We start from the raw sequence: 22,699 nt of genomic DNA, 5'->3' as shown, positions 1-22,699 counted from the left end.
ATGAGGTTTTAAATGTTTGTTTTTATTATATTAGACGTAATATTACCAATATTAATATTGATGCTAATTGGTGCAATCTTACAAAGAAAGTTCCAATTTAACTTGAAGCAGCTTTCTACACTTATTACTTATTGCTTGATGCCAGCGGCTGTATTTGTGAATATATATGATATTAGTATAGAGACAGGTTTGTTGCTCCAGATAATATACTATTTAATGCTTTATAGTCTGAGTCTGATCATAGTAAGTCATTTCATTTCAAAAACATTAAAGTTAGAAAAAGGAGAAAGTGCAGCTCTAAAAAATAGCATTTCGTTAATGAATTCCGGTAATTATGGGTTACCAGTAAGTCAATTGATTTTCAGTCACAATCCAGTGGGGGTTTCCATTCAGATTTTTATTATGATTTTCCAGAATCTTTTAACTTATTCATATGGGATATATAATTTACTATCAGCAACAAAAACAATCGGAGGTATTATTCAATCATTTCTAAGACTGCCTGTATTTCATGCGCTCGTATTAGGGGTTCTCTTTCAATCTTTTAAAATTCAAATACCTAATTCTATCTTGCTACCTCTTAATCAGCTTGCGAATGGTTTTGTTGCAATAGCACTCATATTGCTAGGGGCACAATTATCCAACATTAAGCTTAATTTTTTCCATCGAGTCATAACATGGGCTTTAATTGGAAGGTTACTGATGGGACCATTATTAGCACTTGCCATGATATACCTACTAAACATTAATGGTATTGTTGCACAATCATTATTGATTGCAAGTTCTTTTCCTACTTCAAGAAATACATCAACCATTGCTATGGAGTATCAAATAGAGCCTGAATTACATGCACAAATCGTTTTATTTTCAACACTTTTAAGCATTATTACAGTAACTGTCGTTATTTATTTGTCATATATTTTGTTTTGAATATACGTGCAAAAGCGAATAGATTTGAGGCGGTAAATGATGGACGGAAATCCCATCGATATGAGAAGAAAACAGTCTTAGATATATTGGGTGTCGTTTACAATTGTACCATGTCTGATAATCAAGCAGCTTAATTCAAAAAAAGGAAACTCATTAGGGGCTATTTCGTATGCAAATCTTTAAAGCATCTACATATAGACTTGCGAAAAAAGACACAATCTCGCTTATAATTGACGTTACATAAGCTTAGGTTGATAGCGATGGGGGGAGTGTCAAGTAAGAATTTTATCTTTATTGATTTCAAGCGGTTTTTCCATATAATTGTAACTAAGGGGGATGATTCCAAGTTGAGTGAAAAGAATATCAGCACAACAGTTTCAGGAAATATAATTGTTACCCATCTAGTTGGCAATATAAAAACAGATGATGTGTATGAATGGTTTAATGGTTTCGAGCAGGTTTGTCAGCAATTCATTTCCGAAGGGCGGAAATACAAATTGTTGGTAGATAGAAAAGGATACACGCCAAATCATTTTTCTGTTCAAAAAGTATGGAAAGAGAAGTTCTTCAATGAAACCATTTTGAATCACAGTAAGGCAATTGCATTTCTCCTTGAAGAGGGAGAGATAATGAATTTTTTACAACAATCTAATACGAAAGAATCTGTGAGATTTTTTGATGATTATGAACATGCGCTAATTTGGTTGAATGAATATCCAATATAAAACCTGTATTGAAGCAGTTGCTCTCAAGCAACTGTTTTTTATGTCCGTAATTGTTGCCGTTATTTTTCTTCACAGATTCTTGTCCAATTGTTTGTCTGAGCTTAAAAAACGAAACTAAAGCAAAAAGAACAAACGCCTCTAAAAAACGTTTGTTCAAAGTTAATTACTATTTTAGCTGAGTGATAGATTACAATTTGCGAGTATGAGAAAATTTTTTTATAAGTTTAGGAAATATAGATGTTAATTCTTGCTTCATACGCTTCGTAAACGATGGATCCTTACCTGAAGTTGAAATAGTAACAACATATTCATCATTTCGAATGACGCCAGGTGTGTGAAAAGATGATGCTGTACCATCACTTACAACGTTAACCCACTGGAAATCATGAGCGGCCTGTTTGACCATCATATTTACAGCATGTTGATTTGTAGCTGCATAAATAAGGTGGGCATCTTTAATATCATCATTACTAAAAGCTTTTTGCTTCCAAGTAATATAAGGAAGTTCCTTCATTTCCTCACAAATATCTGGGCTAACAACAGTGACAAAAGCGCCTGTATCCTTTAATCCAGACGCTTTTCGATATGCAATTTTACCTCCACCAATGATAACGACCAATTTTTTATTTAGATTAAGCATAAGAGGGTACATGTTATACATACACACATTCCTCCATTCGTTCTAATAATGTTAATTTCATATACGTATCAAACTGAAGACAGTTACAAGCTGTAACGTGATTGTATTTTTTTGCATGCAATTTAATTTTTTGAAGTAATAATCCGGTAAAGAGGAGGTACGGCATGACATATACATGGGACGCAGTCGATGTTATAGCCTTGAGCTCAGCAGTAAAAGAGGGAGTTCCTTTCGTTAAAAAAGAACAGGATATTGGCATACCGAGTTTTTGTTCGACAGCTGCTCCGATTTGTTGTAATTCATGTATCGGCTGAGGGTCACTGCTACCTCGTCCTACGAGTAAAATACTACTACCTTGCAGTGGCATAGCTTCACGTATTCTTTTCACTACAAGTTCAACCATATGCGGATGCGTACTAAGAGGTGGTACAACTGAAAATGTTATATGTGGATATTGCTTTTGCATTTTCTCTATCTCAAAAGGAATATCACGTTTAAAGTGAGCTGCTGCAAATAATAAAACAGGTACAATCATTATTTCAGTTGCTCCCTCTAGTAGTGTTTCTGTAACTGCATCCGAAATGGTAGGTATCGTTAGTTCTAGAAAAGCAATTTTTTGAATTCTTTTGTTACGTTCTTTCATAACAGATTGAATAAAGTGAATGAATTGTTCGTTACCTTCTTGTAGCCGGCTCCCGTGTCCAACATATACAATTCCTTTCATTGTCTCACCATGTCTTTCTTTATAAGAGTTTCTTGTAATTGATGGTCTACGTTATGAAACCCGACTTTATTTGCATAGTGTAAAGTTGGAACATCGGTATACGAGAATGGAAGAGTAAGAATATCGATAAAGCCAAGGCGTTTTATTTCTGCTAGAAACGTATCAATAGAAGCACGACCTTCAAATACAATACTATCCCATGAGAATTCAGAAAGCATACGGGAATGAATTTCATCGAAACGATAATCAATTGTATACTCATGAGTCATAATATAAGATCCAGCACCGATTTTTTCTTGAATGAAAGCAATTCGATTAATATTTCTGCCTAAATAAATAGTTGTATCGGAAGAGAACGTTGCTTGTTTACTTAACAATCCATATTGCATAAGCTTTTCTTGAACAGAAAGGCTCATATATTGAAGTTCCGCTTGTAAGGATCGAATATCTTTATGGTTTTTACTGCATGATTGCATCAAAATTTCTACACTTTCAGCCGAACAAAATACAAGGCGATCAACGTTAAAAACTTCATTGATTTGTTCAGAGGTTAAAGTGTATTCTTTCTTTTTGAAAGTTGGAATTTGATATATTTCTGCACCGGACTCTTGTAACATTTGCTTTATTGCGCTTTTTTTATTTGTTGCAGATGCAAGTAAAACTTTCTTGCCATGCAATGGTTTACGTTCTTTCCAAGCGATTTGATTCCGTAAAGTAACAACATCACCAACAATTGTCATGGAAGGGTTAGAAATATTTTCGTTTTTGACGATAGGGACAATGGTGGAAAGTGTCCCTGTGACTACACGCTGTTTACCAGTTGTACCCCATTCAATGACTGCTACTGGCGTATCTTCTTTTTTTCCTGCGTGTAGTAAGTTTTCACAAATTGTAGGTAAGTTTTTTATACCCATGTAGTAGGCAATCGTGTCGCTATTGTGAGATGAATTATATTTTCCATGATCGGTTAAAGGACCTTTTGCATGTCCGGTTAATAAAGTGACACTATTACTGTAGTCACGGTGGGTGAGGGGGATACCTGCATAGATACTAGCGGCGATGCTAGATGTAATACCTGGTACAATTTCATATGGAATATTTGCTGCTGCTAAAGTTTCTGCTTCTTCACCAACACGGCCAAAAATAGATGGATCTCCGCCTTTTAAGCGGACTACGATTTTTCCTTCTTTTGCAAATTGAAGGAGGTGTGCGTTAATCATTTCTTGACGCATAGTATGATTGTTTGGCATTTTTCCGCAATAAATAAGTTCACATGTTTCTTTTGTATAATTAAGAAAGGAAGGGTTTAATAAGCGGTCATATAAGACGATATCTGCACGATTTAAGCACTCTATTGCTTTTTTTGTAATAAGCCCTTCATCACCTGGTCCTGCACCAACTAAATATACATATCCGTTCATATTCGCACCTCGTCTATTTTTATTTAAAAGGAAGCCAGGGGAAGCTTCCTTTTGTAAATTACATGTATATATAAATATCCCCGTCAATAACTTCTACTTCATACGTTTGAATACAACCGTCATCAGGTTTTTGAACTTCACCTGTTATTAATGAAATTTTCCAATCATGTAGTGGACAAAAGACGAATTCTCCAGATACAATGCCTTCTGCTAACGGTCCGTTTTTATGAGGACAACGATTTTCTACAGCTCGAATATCGCCATTTGAAAGGCGGAATAAGGCGATAGACATACCTTGCATTTGTACCTCTTTACCGATTTGAATAGGAAGATCTTCTGCCCGCATAACTTTTATTTTTTCTTTCGTTTGTAACATATGGATCACAGCTCCTTATTTCACAGTTTCAACTTCATACATCGCTTTTAATGATTTCGTTTCTAGTGCTTGTCCCCAAGCTTCTTTATATGTGCCACGAGCTGTTTGGAAACGCGCATTTAACATCGTGACCATACTTGTATTTTGTAGTATTTCTTTTATATGATTGAAGCCTAATCTCTCTGTCCAGTAGGCAGTACGCTCTCCGTAAATACCAGTTTCACGATAATATTGCATGTAAGCTGTAGCGATGCGAAGGACATCATCTTCAGTAGGGACAATCATTACAAAATCAGCCTCGCGTACTTCAGTACCACCATTTCCGCCAATATAAAGTTGGAATCCATTTTCGACACAAACAACGCCAAAATCTTTCGTCAGTACTTCCGCACAGTTACGTGGACAACCTGTTACACCCATCTTCATTTTATGAGGCGTATCTACCATTTCTAATGATTGTTCAAGTAACATACCAAGTCCTAATGAATCTTTCGTACCGAATCGGCAGAAGCGAGAACCAACACATGATTTTACATTACGTAGAGATTTTGAATACGCATATCCCGAAGTCATATTTAAATCAGCCCATACGTTAGGTAAATCTTGTTTTTTAACACCATATAAGCCGATTCGGCTAGCACCAGTAATTTTCACAAGAGGAACATTATACTTTTTCGCAACTTCAGCAATTTTCATTAAATCATCAGCTGTTGTAACGCCTCCGTACATACGTGGAATAACAGAGAATGTACCATCGTGCTGGATGTTACCATTCATTCTTTCATTAACGAAACGGGATGATTTATCATCTGCATATTCTTCTGGAATCACCATACGTAAATAGTAATTTAGAGCAGGGCGACATTTTGAACAGCCATCTTCATGTGAAAAATCAAGAACATTTCGTACTTCTTTTGGTGATTTTAAACCTTTCTCATGAATCGCCGCTACGACTTCATCACGTGATAAAGTTGTACATCCACACATACCGGTAGACTGCGCAGAAGCATCAAAAGCATCTCCGAGTGTATGAGATAAAACTTGTTCCACAAGCGGACGACATTTTCCACAAGACCCCGCCGCTTTCGTACATCCTTTTACTTCTTCAAAAGTAGTTAACTCTTGTTCTAAAATGGCATGAACGATTGTACCTTTCGTAACACCATTACATCCGCAAATCGTGTCATCCGCACTCATAGTAGCAACGTTAAGTTCACTTTCTTCACCAGCTTTGTGAAGAAGGGAAGTTGCTGTATATTCTTGTATATCTTCTTCTTTCTTTAACATGCTAAAGAGGCGTGTACCATCAGCAGTATCCCCGTATAAAACAATACCAACGACTTTATTGTCACGAATTAATACCTTTTTATAGGAACGTTTACATTCGTCAAAGATTGATATTGCTTTCGTTTGATCATCTTCATATATTTGGCCAGCAGAGAATAAATCACAACCTGCAACTTTTAATTGCGTACCGACGATACTGCCCACATATCCATCAGTTTGTAAATTTGTTATATGCTTAGCTAATGTTGCACCTTGTTCATAAAGAGGAGCAACAAGTCCATATGCGATACCATCATGTTCCGCGCATTCGCCAACTGCATAAATGGATTCATCATTTGTTTGCATATAGTCGCTGACTACAATACCGCGATTTACAAGTAAACCAGCATCTTTTGCTATTTGAGTATTCGGACGTATTCCGACAGCCATTACGATTAACTCACAATCTACAACTTCACCATCTTCAAATAGAATGCCCTCAACATGGTCTGTACCAAGAATCTTTACCGTTTTCTTTTCCATTAGAAACTTCATGCCTTGCGCTTCTAAATCTTCACGTAATAGAGAAGCTGCTTTGGAATCTAGTTGTTGCTCCATTAAGCTCGGCATTAAATGAACAACATGTACGTCCATTCCTAAGTCAATAAGACCTCTTGCAGCTTCTAAACCAAGTAATCCACCACCAATGACAACGGCCTTTTTCTTTTCTTTAGCGGTATCAATCATAAATTGTGTATCTTCAATTGTTCGAAATCCTGTTACACCAGGAAGGGTGGAACCTTCGACTGGTAAAATAAAAGCACTAGAACCTGTTGCGATAATGAGTTTGTCATATGTAAGAGTACGACTCTTTTCTGTGATAATGATTTTATCTTCTCGGTTAATACTTTGAACTCTTTCATTTGTATACAAAGTTATTTCGTTTTCTTCGTACCAACTATATTCATTCATAATGATATCTTGCATATTTGTTTTGCCTTGTAAAACATGAGAGAGCATAATGCGGTTGTAGTTTGGATGCGGTTCATCTCCCAAAATAGTAATCTCATATGAATCACTATCATGTTTTAATATTTCTTCCATACAGCGTATGCCAGCCATACCATTTCCGATCATAACTAAACGTTTTTTCATATTTATTTCCCCTTTTATGTGAAATGCTGAACAAAGTATTATATTCTCATTATAGAAAATCAAAAAAGGGGAAGATGTGATGTTTATCACATTTTTATAATGATTCACAAATTGTTAAAATTCGGATTTATGTGAAGGGAGAAGCGAAAGGGAATTTGGTTATATGGATAGAGGGGGAGGGGAAGTATAAATAAAGTGAAGGACATGAGCATTTATACTCATGTCCTTCACTTTATTTATGCTTTTGTAATTGCACGCGGAAATAAAATATTATTTTCTAAATGAATATGCTCAAATAAATCAGATTCAATGGCTTCAAGGCGCTGGTAAACAAGGCGATAAGTGCCGCAAGCTCCTTCTGGTGGAGTAAAGTCATCTGTCACCCTACGAAGTTCTTTAATAATATTGCCAGCATGGTTATGTTCATTCTCCAACTCATCTACTACTTTACGTAACTTTGTATAGTTTTCATCAGTTGGATTTCGTTCGAATTCTAAAATTAATGGGAAATCCTCTGTTTCTTCTTTAATTAAATGTTGTTCTAATTCAATCTTAAGTTCATGAAATAGTTTATGAGTTTGAGCTAAATGAGGCTGATTTGCCCCATGAACACGTAATACCTTAGTCACATATGGACTTAACTGTGGCAACTCTTCATTCAAATAGCGATGATGCTTATTAATTACATAATCAATCAATTCACGATATGAAGCATTTTTCCAATCAATTTCCGATTCATTTAATAGTTTCGTTTTATGATAAAGCGTATTTAACTCTGTAATTACTTCAGAAGCTGATAAATTTCTTTCATTAATTGCATCAATCAGTGGTCTATTACCACCACAGCAAAAGTCTATTCTATATGATTTAAAAAGGTCACTAGCTTTCGGGAATTGCGTAACAATCTCACCAACAATTGAAGTTTCAGTAAATGTATGTTCCATATGAATACCTCCATAAAGTTTAAATGTAATATCTAAATCAAGAATAGCGATAATTTAAAATCAATGTGGTGATTGAAATCACTTATTATGTGTCATTTTTGAGAATAATAAAATGAGTTTTATAAAAGGAAGGGGGAGGGTAATTCGTCGCAATAGTTTCTGATAATAAAAAAGAAGCTTACTAGAAGCTTCTTTTTTATTACTATTTTTCACACGCGACTCCATCACCATCACGATCAAGGTGAGAGCTGTAACCTGGCTGATCTCTATATAATGGAGCTTTCCCAGCAGCTCTAACTGCGGCACAATTTTTGTAATATGCGTTACTAGTATTTCCTGCAGCTGGTTGTGTTTGAGTTTGCTGTGCTTTTTGTTGTTCCTGTTGTACGAGAGCTTGTTCAGCGGCTTGACGTTGTTGCTCTTCTTGTTGTTTGCGAGCTTGTTCATCAGCTTGACGTTGTTGCTCTTCTTGTTGTTTGCGAGCTTGTTCATCAGCTTGATGTTGTTGTTCTTCTTGTTGTTTACGGGCCTGTTCTACAGCTTGACGCTGTTGCTCTTCTTGTTGTTTACGGACCTGTTCTACAGCTTGACGCTGTTGCTCTTCTTGCTTACGAGCTAGTTCATCAGCTTGGCGTTTCTCATCCTCTTGCTTACGAGCCAGTTCATCAGCTTGACGTTTCTCATCTTCTTGCTTACGAGTTTTTTCGTCCGCTTCTTTCTTTTCTAATTCCTTTTTCTTTTCGTCATCTTTTTTCTCTTCACTATTAGAAGCGACTTGTTTATTCGTTGCTGTCGTTTTTTCAGAAGAAGGACCTGAAATACCTAATAGCGCAACAAAAATGACAAATAAAATAGCTGTAATAATAAATTGTTTTTTTGCTACACCGGTTTTCTTAATTACAGATAAGATTGCTAGAACAAGGAAGAAAATAAATAAAACAAAGCTTAAAATAGAAAAGAATTCAACAATTGGGTGATTAGAAGTCTCTGCGCCAGTTATTATTAAGACGATTGAAATCATAAAAAGAATAACGGTAGAACGACCATATTGTTTTACTTTACCATTTTTCTTAAAGAACGAGATGATGCAAAGAATTAAAAGGATAAAAGCAATAAAAAATAAAGCCGCACCAATATTACTCAATACTGTCATTTGAATACCTCCATTTGTAAGATTTTCTCTATTGATTATATAAAAATCCATTGGGAATTACAGGATTTTTAATAAAATAAAAAGATTTATATTATTTTTAATAGATAGATAAACAGTTATTTTATATATAAAGAAAAATGGATTTAATTACTATTACTTTTTGAAAAAAATTTCATAGATTATAGTATCTCATTTGAAAGTAGGAGATTTGAATGGAATTTCAATTATTAGTGAATTGCGTGTTACAAGAAGGGAATGCTTACTTTTTAGTAACAAAAGTAGATGATGTTATTACGTTGAAAGTGCCAATTACAGCAGGAGTAGCAGGTTTGTTTTTAGCTTTAGGTGTACCAAGATGTTCTTAATCTAGCTTTTGATAGTAAAAGGATGGGGGACAAGCCTTATCCTTTTACTATTACATAATTTTTTTATGTAAACTAAATGAGTTTTTTAATATTATTTTTGCCATAGCACGTTTAAAACAGACATGCATATACTATAATGTTTCATTGGCCTTTGATGAGAAACGATAGTTTTAAAAAGTGTATCGAAAGTAGAAGTGATACTTTTTTTAATAATGAAAAAATATGAGGTGCTAGTATATATGAAAAGACGGACGTATGATATTCCAGTCGCGTTGCGAAGAGAATGGTTTTTAATAGAGTTAGCGCATTTAACAAAGAAATACGGAATTGAAATTGCAAATAGTAAAATAGAAGATGCACCATTTCTAAGAGATCAAGTTACAGAATTGAAAATAGGAGCTGGTTTGCAATACGATAAATATGATGATGAGTACATCATCGAGTTTTAAATAAAGAAGCTGCGTATAAAAGGTTATTAAAGAGACCTTTTATACGCAGCTTTTTTTGTAAAGAGAAAGCTTTATTGAGAAATATTTAAAACGCTTCTTGCAAAAAGGAATGAAGGGATGCTGAGAGAATAACGTTTGATAAGAAAGGAATGTGGCTATTAATTTCTTATTCAAATGTATCGTAAAAATAATTGATTAAATGGAATTTAAAACAATTGGTGTTCAATGTAATGGTATCGCTTTCTTTCGGGCGGGAAAAGGGGGATTTTAATGGGGATTATGAAAAGGTGTATCGTATTACTTATTGTACTTTGTTTTATGAGTCCGATGGTTGTTAGTACAAATGTACACGCAGAGGTTGTAACAGAGATTAAGACTGGCTTTCCAGATCAAGAAGTATTTACTCCTGGAGAATGGTTTTTAGGTCAGAAACCTGCTAATTATGATGAGAATAAACCACCAATTCTCTTTGTACAAGGAAGAAATGGTAATGCGGATAGTTGGTATGGAAAGACAGTATATCATGAGATGAATGATATGTACGATTATGCTTTGAAAGCAGGCTATCAAACTGTATTTATTCAATTATATGATGCCGCGGGGAAAGGATCTGCTAGCCAATGGGATAATGGAAAATTGTTAGCACAAAAGCTTGAAGAGATTTATAATCATTTTGGCAAAAAAGTAAATATTGTAGCTCACAGTAAAGGTGGTATTGATACACAAGCTGCGGTAGTTGGATATGGAGCAAATCGATTTGTTGGAAATGTTATTACGCTTGCCACTCCACATTACGGATCAAATTTAGCGGATTTATCATATAGTTGGTGGGCAGGGTGGCTTGCCTCTATATTAGGTCAAAAAGATGATGGGACATATTCATTACAAATAGGTGAAATGGCAAAGTTTCGTTCTACAATAGATAATAATCCTGCAGCTAAATTAAACCGTTACTATACGGCTACTGGGACAAGCTGGGGACCTGTTTTTTCAGCATTATCTATGGGCGGGTTGTATTTGTCATCATACGGTTCTAATGATGGGTTAGTGAACGAGTGGAGTGCTAAGTTACCATATGGAACACATTTATTTACAGATTCACGGTTTGATCATGATAATATACGAAAAGGTTCAGCTGTTTTCGCACGAATTGAACCATATTTACGGACAGCGAATGTACCAGTACCGGTTTTATTAACCCCAAGTAATAGTTCGGAGGAAAAGGTAGAACAATTAAACACAACCTCTAATCAAGCTATTTTAGGAGGAGAGTTGTCACAAAATCAGTGGGTAGGGCAAACTGTCGCAGTTGATAAAAAGGCAGAAGGGGTAGTTTCTGTTTTAACAGCTTCTTCGGATGTAGAAATACAACTAATATCTCCAAAAGGAAAAATTTATACAAATAAAGATAGTGCTGTATCTACTGGTGAAGGTGAATCTTTCTTTAAAGGAGCGACTATAAGAACATTTAAATTTGATAAAATGGAAGCAGGAGAATGGCAAGTTAAAATGATGGCGAAGCAGCCGAATGATGCATATTTAATCGTAACCGATTACAAAAAAGATGCTCCGTTCGTCCTTCAAATGCCGGTAAAAGTTAAAGTAAATAAAGCAGAGTATAAACTCAAAAAATCACCTGTAGCTCCAGAAATGAAAGGCGATCTTTCAGTAACAGTAAGAGTAATTAATAAAGATGGAAAGTTAGTTTCTGAATCAAATGAATCGCAAAATATTAATACAAATACATTTACAGGTGCTTTGAAAAATATAGAACAGCCGGGTGTATATAACGTTACAATTGATATAAAAGGGATGAATAAGGAAGGACAACCTTATAATCGTACGATAGTTAAGTCGGTTTATGTGGAGAAGTAGGAAAGAATGAATAGGTTTTAATAAAAAAAGTGCCGAATTCTTGTGGTAGAAGGATTTCGGCACTTTTTCATATTTAGTAAATGAATAGAAAAGTGAAATGGGAGTTTATGTTGTATAAGAGGACGATAGGAATCAAAAAACGTTATGCAATAAAAAAAGATACTAAATTAGTATCTGAATGTGAGGGAATAGTATTAACTTAGTTTTGTAACTGTTAATTCAACTGAATTTATACCATTATCACAAGTTACAATACTTTGATGATTGAAGCCACTATTATTTCTAAGTTGAAGAGTTGAATTAGCGGGTACCGTAACAATAGTTTCGCCAACTAGTTGAAGGCATTCGTTATTTGATGAAGTATTCATTTGAAAAGCGAAATCACCTTGACTATTAGCAAGTGGATTGTTATTTAAAAATATAGTTATGACTGGAATATGGGGAAATACAGGATTTAACGTAGTGTTAATACTTGAAATGAAAGAAATTCTATAATCACCAGCTTTACTAAATTGTATAGTAGTCGGATTTAGTAAGGAAACTCCTCCTGCCAAAGGGCCAACGTGATTAAACGGAAAAGAACCGCCAAAAGGAACAGTGATAAACTCAGTTTGCCAAAAAGTGCCGTAAGCAGGCCTAGATGATTTATGTGAATGGTCGCATGAACATTTTTTATACGAACGGGAAGATTGATGGCATGAACATTTTTTATATGAACTAGAAGAAGAGTGGCATGAACATCTTTTATATGAACTTGAAGAATGATAGTATGAACCCAATATATTACCTCCTATTATTAATAAATGTATTACACATAGTAGTTTATGCAATCGAAAAGCAATTGGCGTGTATACTTGTCCATATATAAGGTAATAGATTTGGGATAAAAAGCTGGCATAATATAAAGTGCTCTAATGAGGAGATATAGTTTTCAAAAAAATGGAGTTAGAATATTCAATGTAATGAATTTTGGAGAAGAAAAAGGATGAATACTTAGCAGATAACTCTATCCAAGGTTTTAAAATGTTGAAGTATTTAAACTTTAAGATAGTATATCGCCAAAGTAAAGAAGAGAAGTATTTAAAGGACAGCATTTTAGTGAAACAGAGAAATGGATAAAGCGATGATTAAGTTTTTACTTAGTCGTCGCTTTTTATTTATGTAGTTGTGCAGGAAGAAGGAAAAAAATATCGAATGAATGTAATTATACAGAATTGTTTGTATTTATTATGAATAGTAGTTAAAGATACGTTAGTCATATTTCAAACAGTAAGAAAAGAGAGATTAAATAATAGAGGGAGCAACTTACATGGAAAATATATTAAAGGTATCCTCAAAATCAAGTCCGAATTCAGTGGCAGGTGCAATAGCGGGCGTACTAAGAGCAAGTGGCAATGTAGAAATCCAAGTAATTGGAGCTGGTTCTTTAAATCAAGCGATTAAAGCGATTGCGATTGCAAGAGGTTTTGTCGCTCCAAGTGGAATTGACTTGGTTCTTGTTCCAGCGTTTCAAGAGGTTACTATCGATAATCAAGAAAGAACAGCAATCAAATTAATTGTAGGTCCTAGAAGAAAAAGGTCTTAATAGCGAGCACTAATATAAGGGGATTTGAAAAGGTCAATAGACTCCAAAAAGTTAGACACGTTATTTCATTTGACAGTTCCTTGGGCTTGGATACAGTATTGTACCGGATTCATGACTTTTAATTTCCACGTATATTTATCGGATTTTTCTAGAAACTTAAAAATGCCAAATCCTTTGTTACATTTAAACAGACTATAATTAGAAGAGGATACTATGTTCAGTATGAGAGCATATATCCTCTTTTTTCATACATATTAGAATGTATAATCAGATATAAAAGATATAGTTTAGTATGTATATAATGTTTAGGGAACTTAGTTAGTTTTTTGAGTTAGAGGATTTAGCCCATAGCGGGAGGCGTAGAGAAGTCGTGAAATCGAGCGTAAAAGAAAAAGAGTTTAGGAGTGAAAAACTATACGTGTACAAGAGATAGTACTAGAAGAAGGTAAAAGATACATTTTAGTAGATGAAAAAGGCATTCCTGTAATTCCTGTGTTGAAGTACCTTAAATATTTGGATGCCACAGGGAAAAGTCCCAATACACAGAAGACGTACTGTTATGCATTAAAACAGTATTTCTCTTACTTACAGGAGATAGAAAAGGATTATAGAGAAATACGACTGGAGGACTTGGTAGAGTTTGTGGGGTGGTTACGGAATCCTTATGAGAGTAACAGGGTAACACCGCTTGTTCCTGTGAAAGCAAAGAAAGCAGAGAGAACGGTGAACCTGACGGCCACCACTGTAACAAAATTTTATGACTACTTGTATCGTAACGAAGCGTTGCCACGTGATATGGGCGAGAAGTTAATGCGCCAGGTTTTTACAGGCGGGCGAACACGTTACAAGAGCTTTCTTCACCATGTCAATAAAGACCAGCCATCTGTAAGGAATGTGTTAAAGGTAAAAGAGCCTCGCAAGAGGATACAAATACTCACAAAGGAACAGGTGCAAAAGATCTTAGGGGCTACCACAAATATAAGGGATACATTTATGATTCAACTTTTGTTTGAAACTGGATTGCGGATTGGAGAAATACTTTCCCTATTCCTGGAGGACTTCCAATTTGATTATGGAAAAGGGCACCGCATTCGCTTGACGGACCGTGGGGAATTGGAAAACGGAGCAAAAATCAAAACAGGTGAACGAGAGATTTTTATATCACAAGCTCTAATGGATTTATATGATGACTACCTGTATGAAGTCGTTGATGAACTGAGTATCGATACAAACTTTGTATTTGTAAAGTTACGTGGTGAGAACACAGGAAAGCCCATGACATATAGCGATGTGGAAGCTCTGTTTAAACGGTTGCGGCAGAAAACAGGAATTGATGTTCACCCTCACTTGTTCCGTCATACCTACGCGGAAGGGTTGAATCCTTGCGGCAACAACAAGCACAAGCACCAACTTTGAAGCAAATCAAACGTGAGATGAATGAGAATAACAAAGATGCCATCATAGATTCTTTGAAACGTCGAATTAAGAAATTGGAAGGAGAAAATAAGGAATTACGTGAGCAATTAAAGTTTGCATACGCGGATGTTCAACAAGCTTGGTCTAATCGGAAATTGCTATTTGTCTTATTAACTATAATACAGATTTAGACTGGATAATAAATATACATTTTATGTAATGGAGATAAGGGAAATCCTGAGAATTTGCATATAAGAAATTGTTGGAATTGAAGTCTTGGAGGATACATTTCGAAGAAATTACCATGCGATATATTTTTCTGTAGCTCTAACATTTCCATAAATTTCTTTCCAGTTATTTATTGCTGCTTTCACTTGAAGTTATTTTTTCTATTATATAAGTTTGTTGTACCGAAGGTTCATTTATTATAAAGATATTTGGTTAGGGCATATTCAAAGAATTTAATCATAAGATACATATGTGATTAAACTTCATTAGTAGTAAATAAATCTTTGACAAATTTAACTTATATTTTTAATGAAATTTAAAAACCAGTTAATTAACTATTTAACAGCATGTGTAAGTCATACAGTGAATAAAATTTTCAAATGGCAAGGGGGGGTTATATGTCATATGAGAGTGGAGACTATTTGAAAGGATTAAACCCAGATGATTTTATATCTGCTGGAGCACTTGATCCTAACCTTGTAGGACCTACATTACCACCAATACCGCCATTTACATTACCAACTGGACCTACTGGATCTACTGGACCTACTGGACCTACTGGAGCAACAGGGTCTACTGGAGCAACAGGGTCTACTGGAGCAACAGGGTCTACTGGAGCAACAGGGTCTACTGGAGCAACAGGGTCTACTGGAGCAACAGGGTCTACTGGAGCAACAGGGTCTACTGGAGCAACAGGGTCTACTGGAGCAACAGGGTCTACTGGAGCAACAGGGTCTACTGGAGCAACAGGGTCTACTGGAGCAACAGGGTCTACTGGAGCAACAGGGTCTACTGGAGCAACAGGGTCTACTGGAGCAACAGGGTCTACTGGAGCAACAGGGTCTACTGGAGCAACAGGGTCTACTGGAGCAACAGGGTCTACTGGAGCAACAGGGTCTACTGGAGCAACAGGGTCTACTGGAGCAACAGGGTCTACTGGAGTAACAGGGTCTACTGGAGCAACAGGGTCTACTGGAGCAACAGGGTCTACTGGAGCAACAGGGTCTACTGGAGCAACAGGGTCTACTGGAGCAACAGGGTCTACTGGAGCAACAGGGTCTACTGGAGCAACAGGGTCTACTGGAGTAACAGGGTCTACTGGAGTAACCGGACCAACTGGATCAACGGGACCAACTGGAGTAACCGGATCAATTGGATCAACGGGAGCAACAGGGTCTACTGGAGCAACAGGGTCTACTGGAGCAACAGGGTCTACTGGAGCAACGGGACCAACTGGAGTAACTGGAGTAACTGGATCAATTGGATCAACGGGACCAACTGGGTTTACTGGAGTAACCGGGCCTACTGGGGCATCAGGTGGTCCTATTGGACCAACAGGAGTAACCGGATCAACAGGGCCTACAGGATCAACGGGATCAACGGGATCAACGGGACCAACAGGAGTAACCGGATCAACAGGGCCTACAGGATCAACTGGGGACACGGGACCAACAGGAGCAACAGGGTCAATCGGGCCAACGGGGCCAACCGGAGTAACCGGATCAACAGGATCAACGGGACCAACAGGATCAACTGGGGACACGGGACCCGCTGGAGTAACCGGATCAACAGGGCCTACAGGATCTACAGGATCAACTGGGGACACGGGACCCGCTGGAGTAACCGGATCAACAGGGCCTACAGGATCTACAGGATCAACTGGGGACACAGGACCAACCGGATCAACGGGATCAACAGGAGTAACAGGGTCAACCGGATCTACTGGACCAACGGGACCAACAGGATCAACGGGATCTACAGGATCAACTGGGGACACGGGACCCGCTGGAGTAACCGGATCAACAGGGCCTACAGGATCAACTGGGAACACGGGACCAACAGGAGCAACAGGGTCAACCGGGCCAACGGGGCCAACCGGAGTAACCGGATCAACAGGATCAACCGGATCAACAGGGCCTACAGGATCAACTGGGGACACAGGACCAACAGGATCAACGGGATCTACAGGAGTAACAGGGTCAACCGGATCTACTGGACCAACGGGACCAACGGGACCAACTGGGGACACGGGACCCGCTGGAGTAACCGGAGCAACAGGAGTAACCGGATCAACAGGATCAACAGGGCCAACCGGAGTAACCGGATCAACTGGAGCAACAGGATCAACGGGATTAACAGGAGTAACAGGGTCAACCGGATCTACTGGACCAACGGGACCAACAGGAGTAACCGGATCAACTGGGGACACGGGACCAACCGGAGTAACCGGGTTAACCGGGCCAACGGGACCAACAGGAGTAACAGGGCCAACGGGACCAACAGGAGTAACAGGGTCAACCGGATCTACTGGACCAACGGGACCGACCGGAGTAACCGGGCCAACGGGGCCAACCGGAGTAACCGGATCAACAGGATCAACCGGAGTAACGGGATCAACCGGAGCAACAGGAGTAACAGGATCAACGGGAGCAACAGGATCAACGGGAGCAACAGGGCCTACCGGGCCAACAGGATCAACCGGAGTAACCGGGCCAACGGGATCAACCGGGTCAACCGGAGTAACCGGACCAACAGGATCAACGGGACCAACAGGATCAACGGGACCAACGGGACCAACAGGAGTAACGGGATCAACCGGATCAACCGGGCCAACAGGATCAACCGGAGTAACGGGATCAACCGGAGCAACGGGACCAACCGGAGTAACCGGAGCAACAGGAGTAACCGGGCCAACAGGATCAACCGGAGCAACGGGACCAACCGGAGTAACCGGGCCAACAGGATCAACCGGAGTAACCGGGCCAACGGGATCAACTGGATCAACCGGAGTAACCGGACCAACCGGAGTAACAGGATCAACCGGATCAACCGGAGTAACCGGGCCAACAGGATCAACCGGATCTACTGGACCAACGGGACCAACCGGGCCAACAGGATCAACCGGGTCAACCGGGTCAACCGGGTCAACCGGGTCTACTGGACCAACCGGAGTAACTGGATCAACGGGACCAACCGGAGTAACCGGGCCAACAGGATCAACCGGAGTAACTGGATCAACGGGACCAACCGGAGTAACCGGGCCAACAGGATCAACCGGGTCAACCGGAGTAACTGGATCAACCGGAGTAACTGGATCAACCGGAGTAACTGGATCAACGGGACCAACCGGAGTAACCGGGCCAACTGGATCAACCGGATCAACCGGATCAACCGGATCAACCGGATCAACCGGAGTAACCGGGCCAACGGGATCAACCGGGTCAACCGGAGTAACTGGATCAACCGGAGTAACTGGATCAACCGGGTCAACCGGATCAACTGGACCAACAGGAGTAACCGGAGTAACCGGATCAACGGGACCAACCGGAGTAACCGGGTCTACTGGAGCCACCGGTCCTACGGCAACAACTTCTACAAAGGCTATCCTTTTTGGTGGTACTAATTCAGGATTTCAGCGTACAGCAGGATCACCTGGTGCAGATTCATTAACACTGCCTTATGTAACAGGTGGGGCTGGTAGTATTGTTGGTTTTTCCACTTCTATAAATATAAATAATTTAGCTACGGGTGTATATGTACTGCAAGTATGTGATAATGTACCTATTAATCTAACTTCACCCGGAGCTGGTCAAATAGTATCTACAATTACCCTTACCCTTACAGCTAATATTACTGGAACTATAGTATTTTCAATTAAACCTACTGATATTGGACCACAGCCTGTAAAAGTATTTGACCCAAATCCAGTAGTTGCACCCGCAACTGTTACATGGACTAGTACGATACCTGGTAATCCAGTTGCAAGATCGGATGCTATATCACTTTTTATTACTCCGGGGATTACTCAAAGTGCTGTATACTCTGTATTTATATCTACTGCAATTTAAAAAACTACTAAGTTAAATGTACAATTTTTATAGTTTTAGAAAAAATAAATAATTATTAATGAACTTGACAAAAATATTCCTGAAAGTACGTTTAGAATATAGGTAGGAGTCCGAATGACATTGGACTCCTTTTTTGCATCAATTAAGCTCATGGCAATAATTTATTAAATCTTAATAAATGATTATCTAGAATTTTTCTCTGCAGTAATTGTTAAATCCAATTATTATCATAGAAGTCATTAGGGGCTCTCAAAGTGGGATTTAAGTTGTCTATTTAGCGGGAGCACGAAAAGTAATAAACCCCCCTCACATATTAGTCATGTAAAATATGTGAGGGGGGTTATTTTTACTGGATTTTTTAAAAAAAGGTCTTGATAAGATACATAAGGGATTTTGCATTTTTGAAGTTTTTATATTTTTTTAAATAGATACTAAAACTGCTCATTCTTCTCCCAAGATTCAACGATATAGACCTATAAACCTTGTCATATCAAGGTTTATAGGCTCTAGTTTTTATTAATGCTCACATTTTGCTCACATAAGAATTCTTCAGTTTTTATTTGATGTTTTCATAAGGTTTTATTACATTCTCAAAATTTTCTGCGGCTTGTTGCTGCATGTTTTGTGTGATGTGGCTATATTTATCTAAAGTCATTTGAATAGAAGAGTGTCCTAAGCGATCCTGAACAATTTTAGGATGCTCACCAGCTTGAAGCATAAGTGTTGCATGTGTGTGTCTTAAGTCATGAATACGAATTCGTGGAACACCAGCTTTTTTATAATGGTCTTTCAAAAAACGATGGGGAGCATCTATATGTAAGGGAGAATGAATTGTATTGCCAGCGAAAATATAGGCCTCCTCATTCAATGAGATACCCCAACGGAAAAACGCTTTCTTTTTATAAAAATAGTATGCTTGTAACTCTGTTACAACAAAGGAAGAGATACTAATGTTTCTATTAGAAGATTTAGTTTGAGTAGCAGCTTTAAATAGTCCTTCTTCAGTTTTTACAAGTGATTTATTAACTAGGATACGTTTATTATCAAAGTCAATATCTTTCCATGTTAGTGCAAATACCACTTCAAGCCAAAGCGATCGATGAATTAAAACAAACGCCAGCGCCTGATGAGCGGTATGAGTTATTTGAAGATTATACAATTGGAATTTGGCGCTATAAGCGATCGGAGGATAAAGAATTTGTATGGGAAGAAGCAGAAAAAATGTGTAAGCAAGCACGGGATGAAAAAAAGCCGATTCCAATACGGCTCCATTTATCACTTGAACAATCATTTGTTCCAGAAAATGTTGTGCGATATTTGTAGACAAACAAAAAAGCCGAGATTGCTCCCGACCTACTTCGACAAAGTAATTATAACATATGGGAGTGATCTTAGTGGGAATCAGAAAAGAAAATCTTGTAGAAATGACAGCTGAAATAGATTTGAAAATAAACGGAATATATGTTGTTAAAAATGGTCAAGTCCAACTAATAGAACCACCTCAAGGTGGATTTGGTGAACAATCATTTGTATATCAAAGTGGAAAAGTAATTCGTATGGAAGAACGAAAAACACAGTTACTTTAATCAAATTTGAATTTTATTAAAAAATTGGACTAAAAGCATCGATAATGAGATGGGAAAAAGAGCATCATGACTGAAATGAAAAAGCCCTGCACACAGGGCATCTAAAAGATACCTTAGCAATAACGACGATTAGGGGGACGTATTAGCTAAGGTATCTGGATGGATGGCTGCATACTAAGTATGCAATCAAGAGCATTGTTGAATGTATTGGGATATTCAACACGTTAAGAATAACATGAAATTTCAGTTAATTCATCCGGTAAATTTGTCCAAAAAAGGTGCTTCTATAAAAGTTTTTCACCTAAGAATTGGATTCATGGATCTTAACAAAAGCGTTATTTGTGCGACACGTTTCCTCATAAGTGTGCAAACACGAAATAGGAGGGTTATCAATTTGATAACAACAACTGATTGACTGAAAGTAGGAATGAAAGCCGTCAGGTTGAGCTGAAACTACTTATCTGATACTCCTACATGCAAAGCGTGATAGTAGTCACAAATTGTATGAAGCTAGGTGAAGTCGGCTGAACAAAACCTAAGTGAGAAATCATATGGTAATGGATAGGTCGGGATGCTACAAAATATCTATGGTGAGAATGTCCAAATGGACTGGCGAACTTGCGAATGTACGGGTCTAAACGCTTAATACATTAGAAATATGTATGTCGTTAATGACGACGTTATCTACCGAAAAGTAAGAGTAAATGATATGAAATTCGGAACATCTAACGATGAGGATGTAAAGATAACAGGCTTAAAGCAAGCACCTAAGGATATATGTATAGCTAAGTCAATCGGAACGTGGTAAGCAAGAAACCGTCACCAACGTCTACTAGCGGACAGATGCATATAAGGTTCTAACGAACCGAAATTGCTTCATTCTTGTGAAGGTAGGGACATAGTACCGAAGAAGCATGTAACGAATGTGGAGGGATAGTCCTTAGTCTTGTTCTTTGAAAACTAAATCAATTAGATGTAACTCACAGGATCGAGTAAGATGATGTGACTTTTCGTAAGAAAAGGGAATTAACACGTTGGTGAGTACAACATTGTTTGTAATCTAGTTGCTTTAGTATAGAAGAATAAGATGGGGCGCTGTATGCGATGAAAGTCGCACGTACAGTGCTAAGCGGGGGAAAAGATGGAGATAAATTCAAAGTCTTACCTATCGCAACTATAGAGCTTAGATGATGTATCTAGGACTCTATAAATTCAAAAAGAACATTTTAGTCTCCTAGATACATTTATAAATGACATTAATTCATTAAATATCTTTGTTAAATACAGCTCGGTGTAATGGCCATTCCTCGAGCTTTATTTCCGACAATTATATCGCCGACGACTGTATTAGTAGAAGTGTTAATCACTTTTACTGCATTACCTCCTGTAACATAAGCCTTAGAGCCATCGGGTGTAATTGCTACGCCAATAGTGTTAAGTCCAACGGTTATAGGTGCGCTAAAAATTGTGTTAGTAAAAGTGTTAATGACAGATACAGTATTATCATCACTATTTGCAACGTAAGCAAAAAGAATAGGGGCAATCGATAAAATACTACATATAGAAATAACACTTGTTCCGTTTTCAGAATCAAAGACTACACTTCCATTATTTACACTAGAAATCCGACCTTGGATTGGATCACTCTTTCTTGAAAGAAGAAGAGATACTATACGACCTGTACAGTGTTGGAGTGTATTTTTAATATCTTGAAAACAATCTGTTTCTAGTGAGGATGGTCCGGTAGGCCCGGTAGGACAGTGAGGTCGTTCATTGCAAGAGCGACGCCATTCATTGCATGAACGATGTTTTCTATGTGGACTCAAAATAGCACCTCATTTATATAAAAATTTTTTATTATAAATTATCTTATGAATTTTGAAGTTTATTAGCTTGTAGGCTTGTCCGTTTTTTATGAGTTATATAATAAAAATTTCATTTTGTAGAAATAAAAACCCTAGTTTCCTAGGGTAATGGTATAACAGCTCAATATATTTTAATCTTTTATATTGT

Annotated in this window: 17 protein-coding genes and 4 pseudogenes; 11 read left to right on the top strand and 10 right to left on the bottom strand. The window is 37.7% G+C overall.

All coding sequences use genetic code 11. The features are described from left to right. Nucleotides 1-12: 12 nt before the first annotated feature. Nucleotides 13-930: an AEC family transporter gene (locus tag ACP6L7_RS01695; protein WP_097829638.1), complete on the top strand. Its 918-nt coding sequence runs from the start codon at nt 13-15 to the stop codon at nt 928-930. Between the two features lie 260 nt (nt 931-1,190). Beyond that, nucleotides 1,191-1,655, top strand: coding sequence for an STAS/SEC14 domain-containing protein (locus tag ACP6L7_RS01690; RefSeq protein ID WP_141533550.1), 465 nt, complete (start codon nt 1,191-1,193; stop codon nt 1,653-1,655). Between the two features lie 187 nt (nt 1,656-1,842). Here the strand turns inward: ACP6L7_RS01690 and ACP6L7_RS01685 are convergent, their stop codons facing one another. The 7 genes from ACP6L7_RS01685 to ACP6L7_RS01655 all read right to left on the bottom strand — a co-directional run bounded on the left by ACP6L7_RS01685 (nt 1,843) and on the right by ACP6L7_RS01655 (nt 9,334). Next, on the bottom strand, nt 1,843-2,316 hold the full coding sequence (locus ACP6L7_RS01685; protein WP_097829637.1) for a precorrin-2 dehydrogenase: 474 nt from the start codon (nt 2,314-2,316) through the stop codon (nt 1,843-1,845). Next, nucleotides 2,309-3,019: a sirohydrochlorin chelatase gene (locus ACP6L7_RS01680; RefSeq protein WP_430528877.1), complete on the bottom strand. Its 711-nt coding sequence runs from the start codon at nt 3,017-3,019 to the stop codon at nt 2,309-2,311. The genes ACP6L7_RS01685 and ACP6L7_RS01680 overlap by 8 nt, the downstream gene beginning before the upstream one ends. Further along, nucleotides 3,016-4,440 carry a uroporphyrin-III C-methyltransferase gene (locus ACP6L7_RS01675; RefSeq protein ID WP_098361912.1) on the bottom strand — a complete coding sequence of 475 codons (1,425 nt, stop codon included), beginning with the start codon at nt 4,438-4,440 and terminating at the stop codon, nt 3,016-3,018. The genes ACP6L7_RS01680 and ACP6L7_RS01675 overlap by 4 nt, the downstream gene beginning before the upstream one ends. A gap of 58 nt (nt 4,441-4,498) precedes the next feature. Continuing rightward, entirely contained in the window at nt 4,499-4,816 is a 318-nt protein-coding gene (gene nirD, locus ACP6L7_RS01670; RefSeq protein ID WP_097829634.1) for a nitrite reductase small subunit NirD, read from the bottom strand. 15 nt (nt 4,817-4,831) lie between these two features. Then, a complete protein-coding gene (gene nirB / locus ACP6L7_RS01665) occupies nt 4,832-7,237 on the bottom strand; it encodes an NADPH-nitrite reductase large subunit (protein ID WP_097829633.1) in 2,406 nt (801 codons plus the stop codon). Between the two features lie 236 nt (nt 7,238-7,473). Continuing rightward, on the bottom strand, nt 7,474-8,181 hold the full coding sequence (gene ric, locus ACP6L7_RS01660; protein ID WP_097829632.1) for an iron-sulfur cluster repair di-iron protein: 708 nt from the start codon (nt 8,179-8,181) through the stop codon (nt 7,474-7,476). Nucleotides 8,182-8,383: 202 nt separating this feature from the next. Then, nucleotides 8,384-9,334, bottom strand: a complete 951-nt coding sequence (locus ACP6L7_RS01655; protein ID WP_098361910.1) for an excalibur calcium-binding domain-containing protein — start codon at nt 9,332-9,334, stop codon at nt 8,384-8,386. Nucleotides 9,335-9,546: 212 nt separating this feature from the next. Here ACP6L7_RS01655 and exsG point away from each other — a divergent pair, with 212 nt between their 5' ends. From exsG to ACP6L7_RS01640, 3 genes are all read left to right on the top strand, one after another. Beyond that, on the top strand, nt 9,547-9,699 hold the full coding sequence (gene exsG, locus ACP6L7_RS01650) for an exosporium protein ExsG (RefSeq protein ID WP_000395676.1): 153 nt from the start codon (nt 9,547-9,549) through the stop codon (nt 9,697-9,699). Between the two features lie 239 nt (nt 9,700-9,938). Further along, on the top strand, nt 9,939-10,148 hold the full coding sequence (locus tag ACP6L7_RS01645) for a hypothetical protein (protein ID WP_141533549.1): 210 nt from the start codon (nt 9,939-9,941) through the stop codon (nt 10,146-10,148). 270 nt (nt 10,149-10,418) lie between these two features. After that, nucleotides 10,419-12,023 carry a lipase family alpha/beta hydrolase gene (locus tag ACP6L7_RS01640; protein ID WP_097830351.1) on the top strand — a complete coding sequence of 535 codons (1,605 nt, stop codon included), beginning with the start codon at nt 10,419-10,421 and terminating at the stop codon, nt 12,021-12,023. Nucleotides 12,024-12,217: 194 nt separating this feature from the next. Here ACP6L7_RS01640 and ACP6L7_RS01635 read toward each other — a convergent pair whose 3' ends face one another. Continuing rightward, nucleotides 12,218-12,802 (bottom strand): preprotein translocase, encoded by a 585-nt coding sequence (locus tag ACP6L7_RS01635; protein ID WP_097830352.1) that lies wholly within the window; start codon nt 12,800-12,802, stop codon nt 12,218-12,220. Nucleotides 12,803-13,332: 530 nt separating this feature from the next. Between ACP6L7_RS01635 and ACP6L7_RS01630 the strand changes: the two genes are divergently transcribed. From ACP6L7_RS01630 to ACP6L7_RS01615, 4 genes and pseudogenes are all read left to right on the top strand, one after another. Further along, nucleotides 13,333-13,608, top strand: a complete 276-nt coding sequence (locus ACP6L7_RS01630) for a stage V sporulation protein S (RefSeq protein WP_000427797.1) — start codon at nt 13,333-13,335, stop codon at nt 13,606-13,608. Between the two features lie 414 nt (nt 13,609-14,022). After that, nucleotides 14,023-14,976, top strand: a pseudogene (locus tag ACP6L7_RS01625) (tyrosine-type recombinase/integrase); the annotation flags it as partial. Further along, nucleotides 14,970-15,215: pseudogene (locus ACP6L7_RS01620) on the top strand (hypothetical protein); the annotation flags it as partial. The pseudogenes ACP6L7_RS01625 and ACP6L7_RS01620, both read left to right, overlap by 7 nt. Before the next feature lie 459 nt (nt 15,216-15,674). Then, nucleotides 15,675-19,100 carry a collagen-like protein gene (locus ACP6L7_RS01615; protein ID WP_430528983.1) on the top strand — a complete coding sequence of 1,142 codons (3,426 nt, stop codon included), beginning with the start codon at nt 15,675-15,677 and terminating at the stop codon, nt 19,098-19,100. Between the two features lie 556 nt (nt 19,101-19,656). Here ACP6L7_RS01615 and ACP6L7_RS01610 read toward each other — a convergent pair. After that, nucleotides 19,657-20,178 (bottom strand): annotated as a pseudogene (locus ACP6L7_RS01610) (site-specific integrase); the annotation flags it as partial. On the opposite strand from ACP6L7_RS01610, the pseudogene ACP6L7_RS01605 reads away from it, so the two are divergent. Both ACP6L7_RS01605 and ACP6L7_RS01600 read left to right on the top strand, forming a co-directional pair. Further along, nucleotides 20,163-20,423: pseudogene (locus ACP6L7_RS01605) on the top strand (cell division protein SepF); the annotation flags it as partial. The pseudogenes ACP6L7_RS01610 and ACP6L7_RS01605 overlap by 16 nt on opposite strands. A gap of 71 nt (nt 20,424-20,494) precedes the next feature. Further along, nucleotides 20,495-20,686, top strand: coding sequence for a DUF3954 domain-containing protein (locus ACP6L7_RS01600; RefSeq protein ID WP_000512853.1), 192 nt, complete (start codon nt 20,495-20,497; stop codon nt 20,684-20,686). A 1,277-nt stretch (nt 20,687-21,963) separates the two neighbouring features. On the opposite strand, the gene ACP6L7_RS01595 is transcribed toward ACP6L7_RS01600, so the two are convergent. Further along, complete coding sequence (locus ACP6L7_RS01595) at nt 21,964-22,512, bottom strand: YncE family protein (RefSeq protein ID WP_097831884.1); 549 nt, start codon at nt 22,510-22,512, stop codon at nt 21,964-21,966. Between the last annotated feature and the right edge of the window lie 187 nt (nt 22,513-22,699).

This window comes from Bacillus silvicola (assembly GCF_050524305.1).
In the GTDB taxonomy this organism is placed as follows: domain Bacteria; phylum Bacillota; class Bacilli; order Bacillales; family Bacillaceae_G; genus Bacillus_A; species Bacillus_A cereus_AT.
Note: the sequence above shows the minus strand (reverse complement) of the source record. Positions and strands in the feature narration are given on the sequence as shown.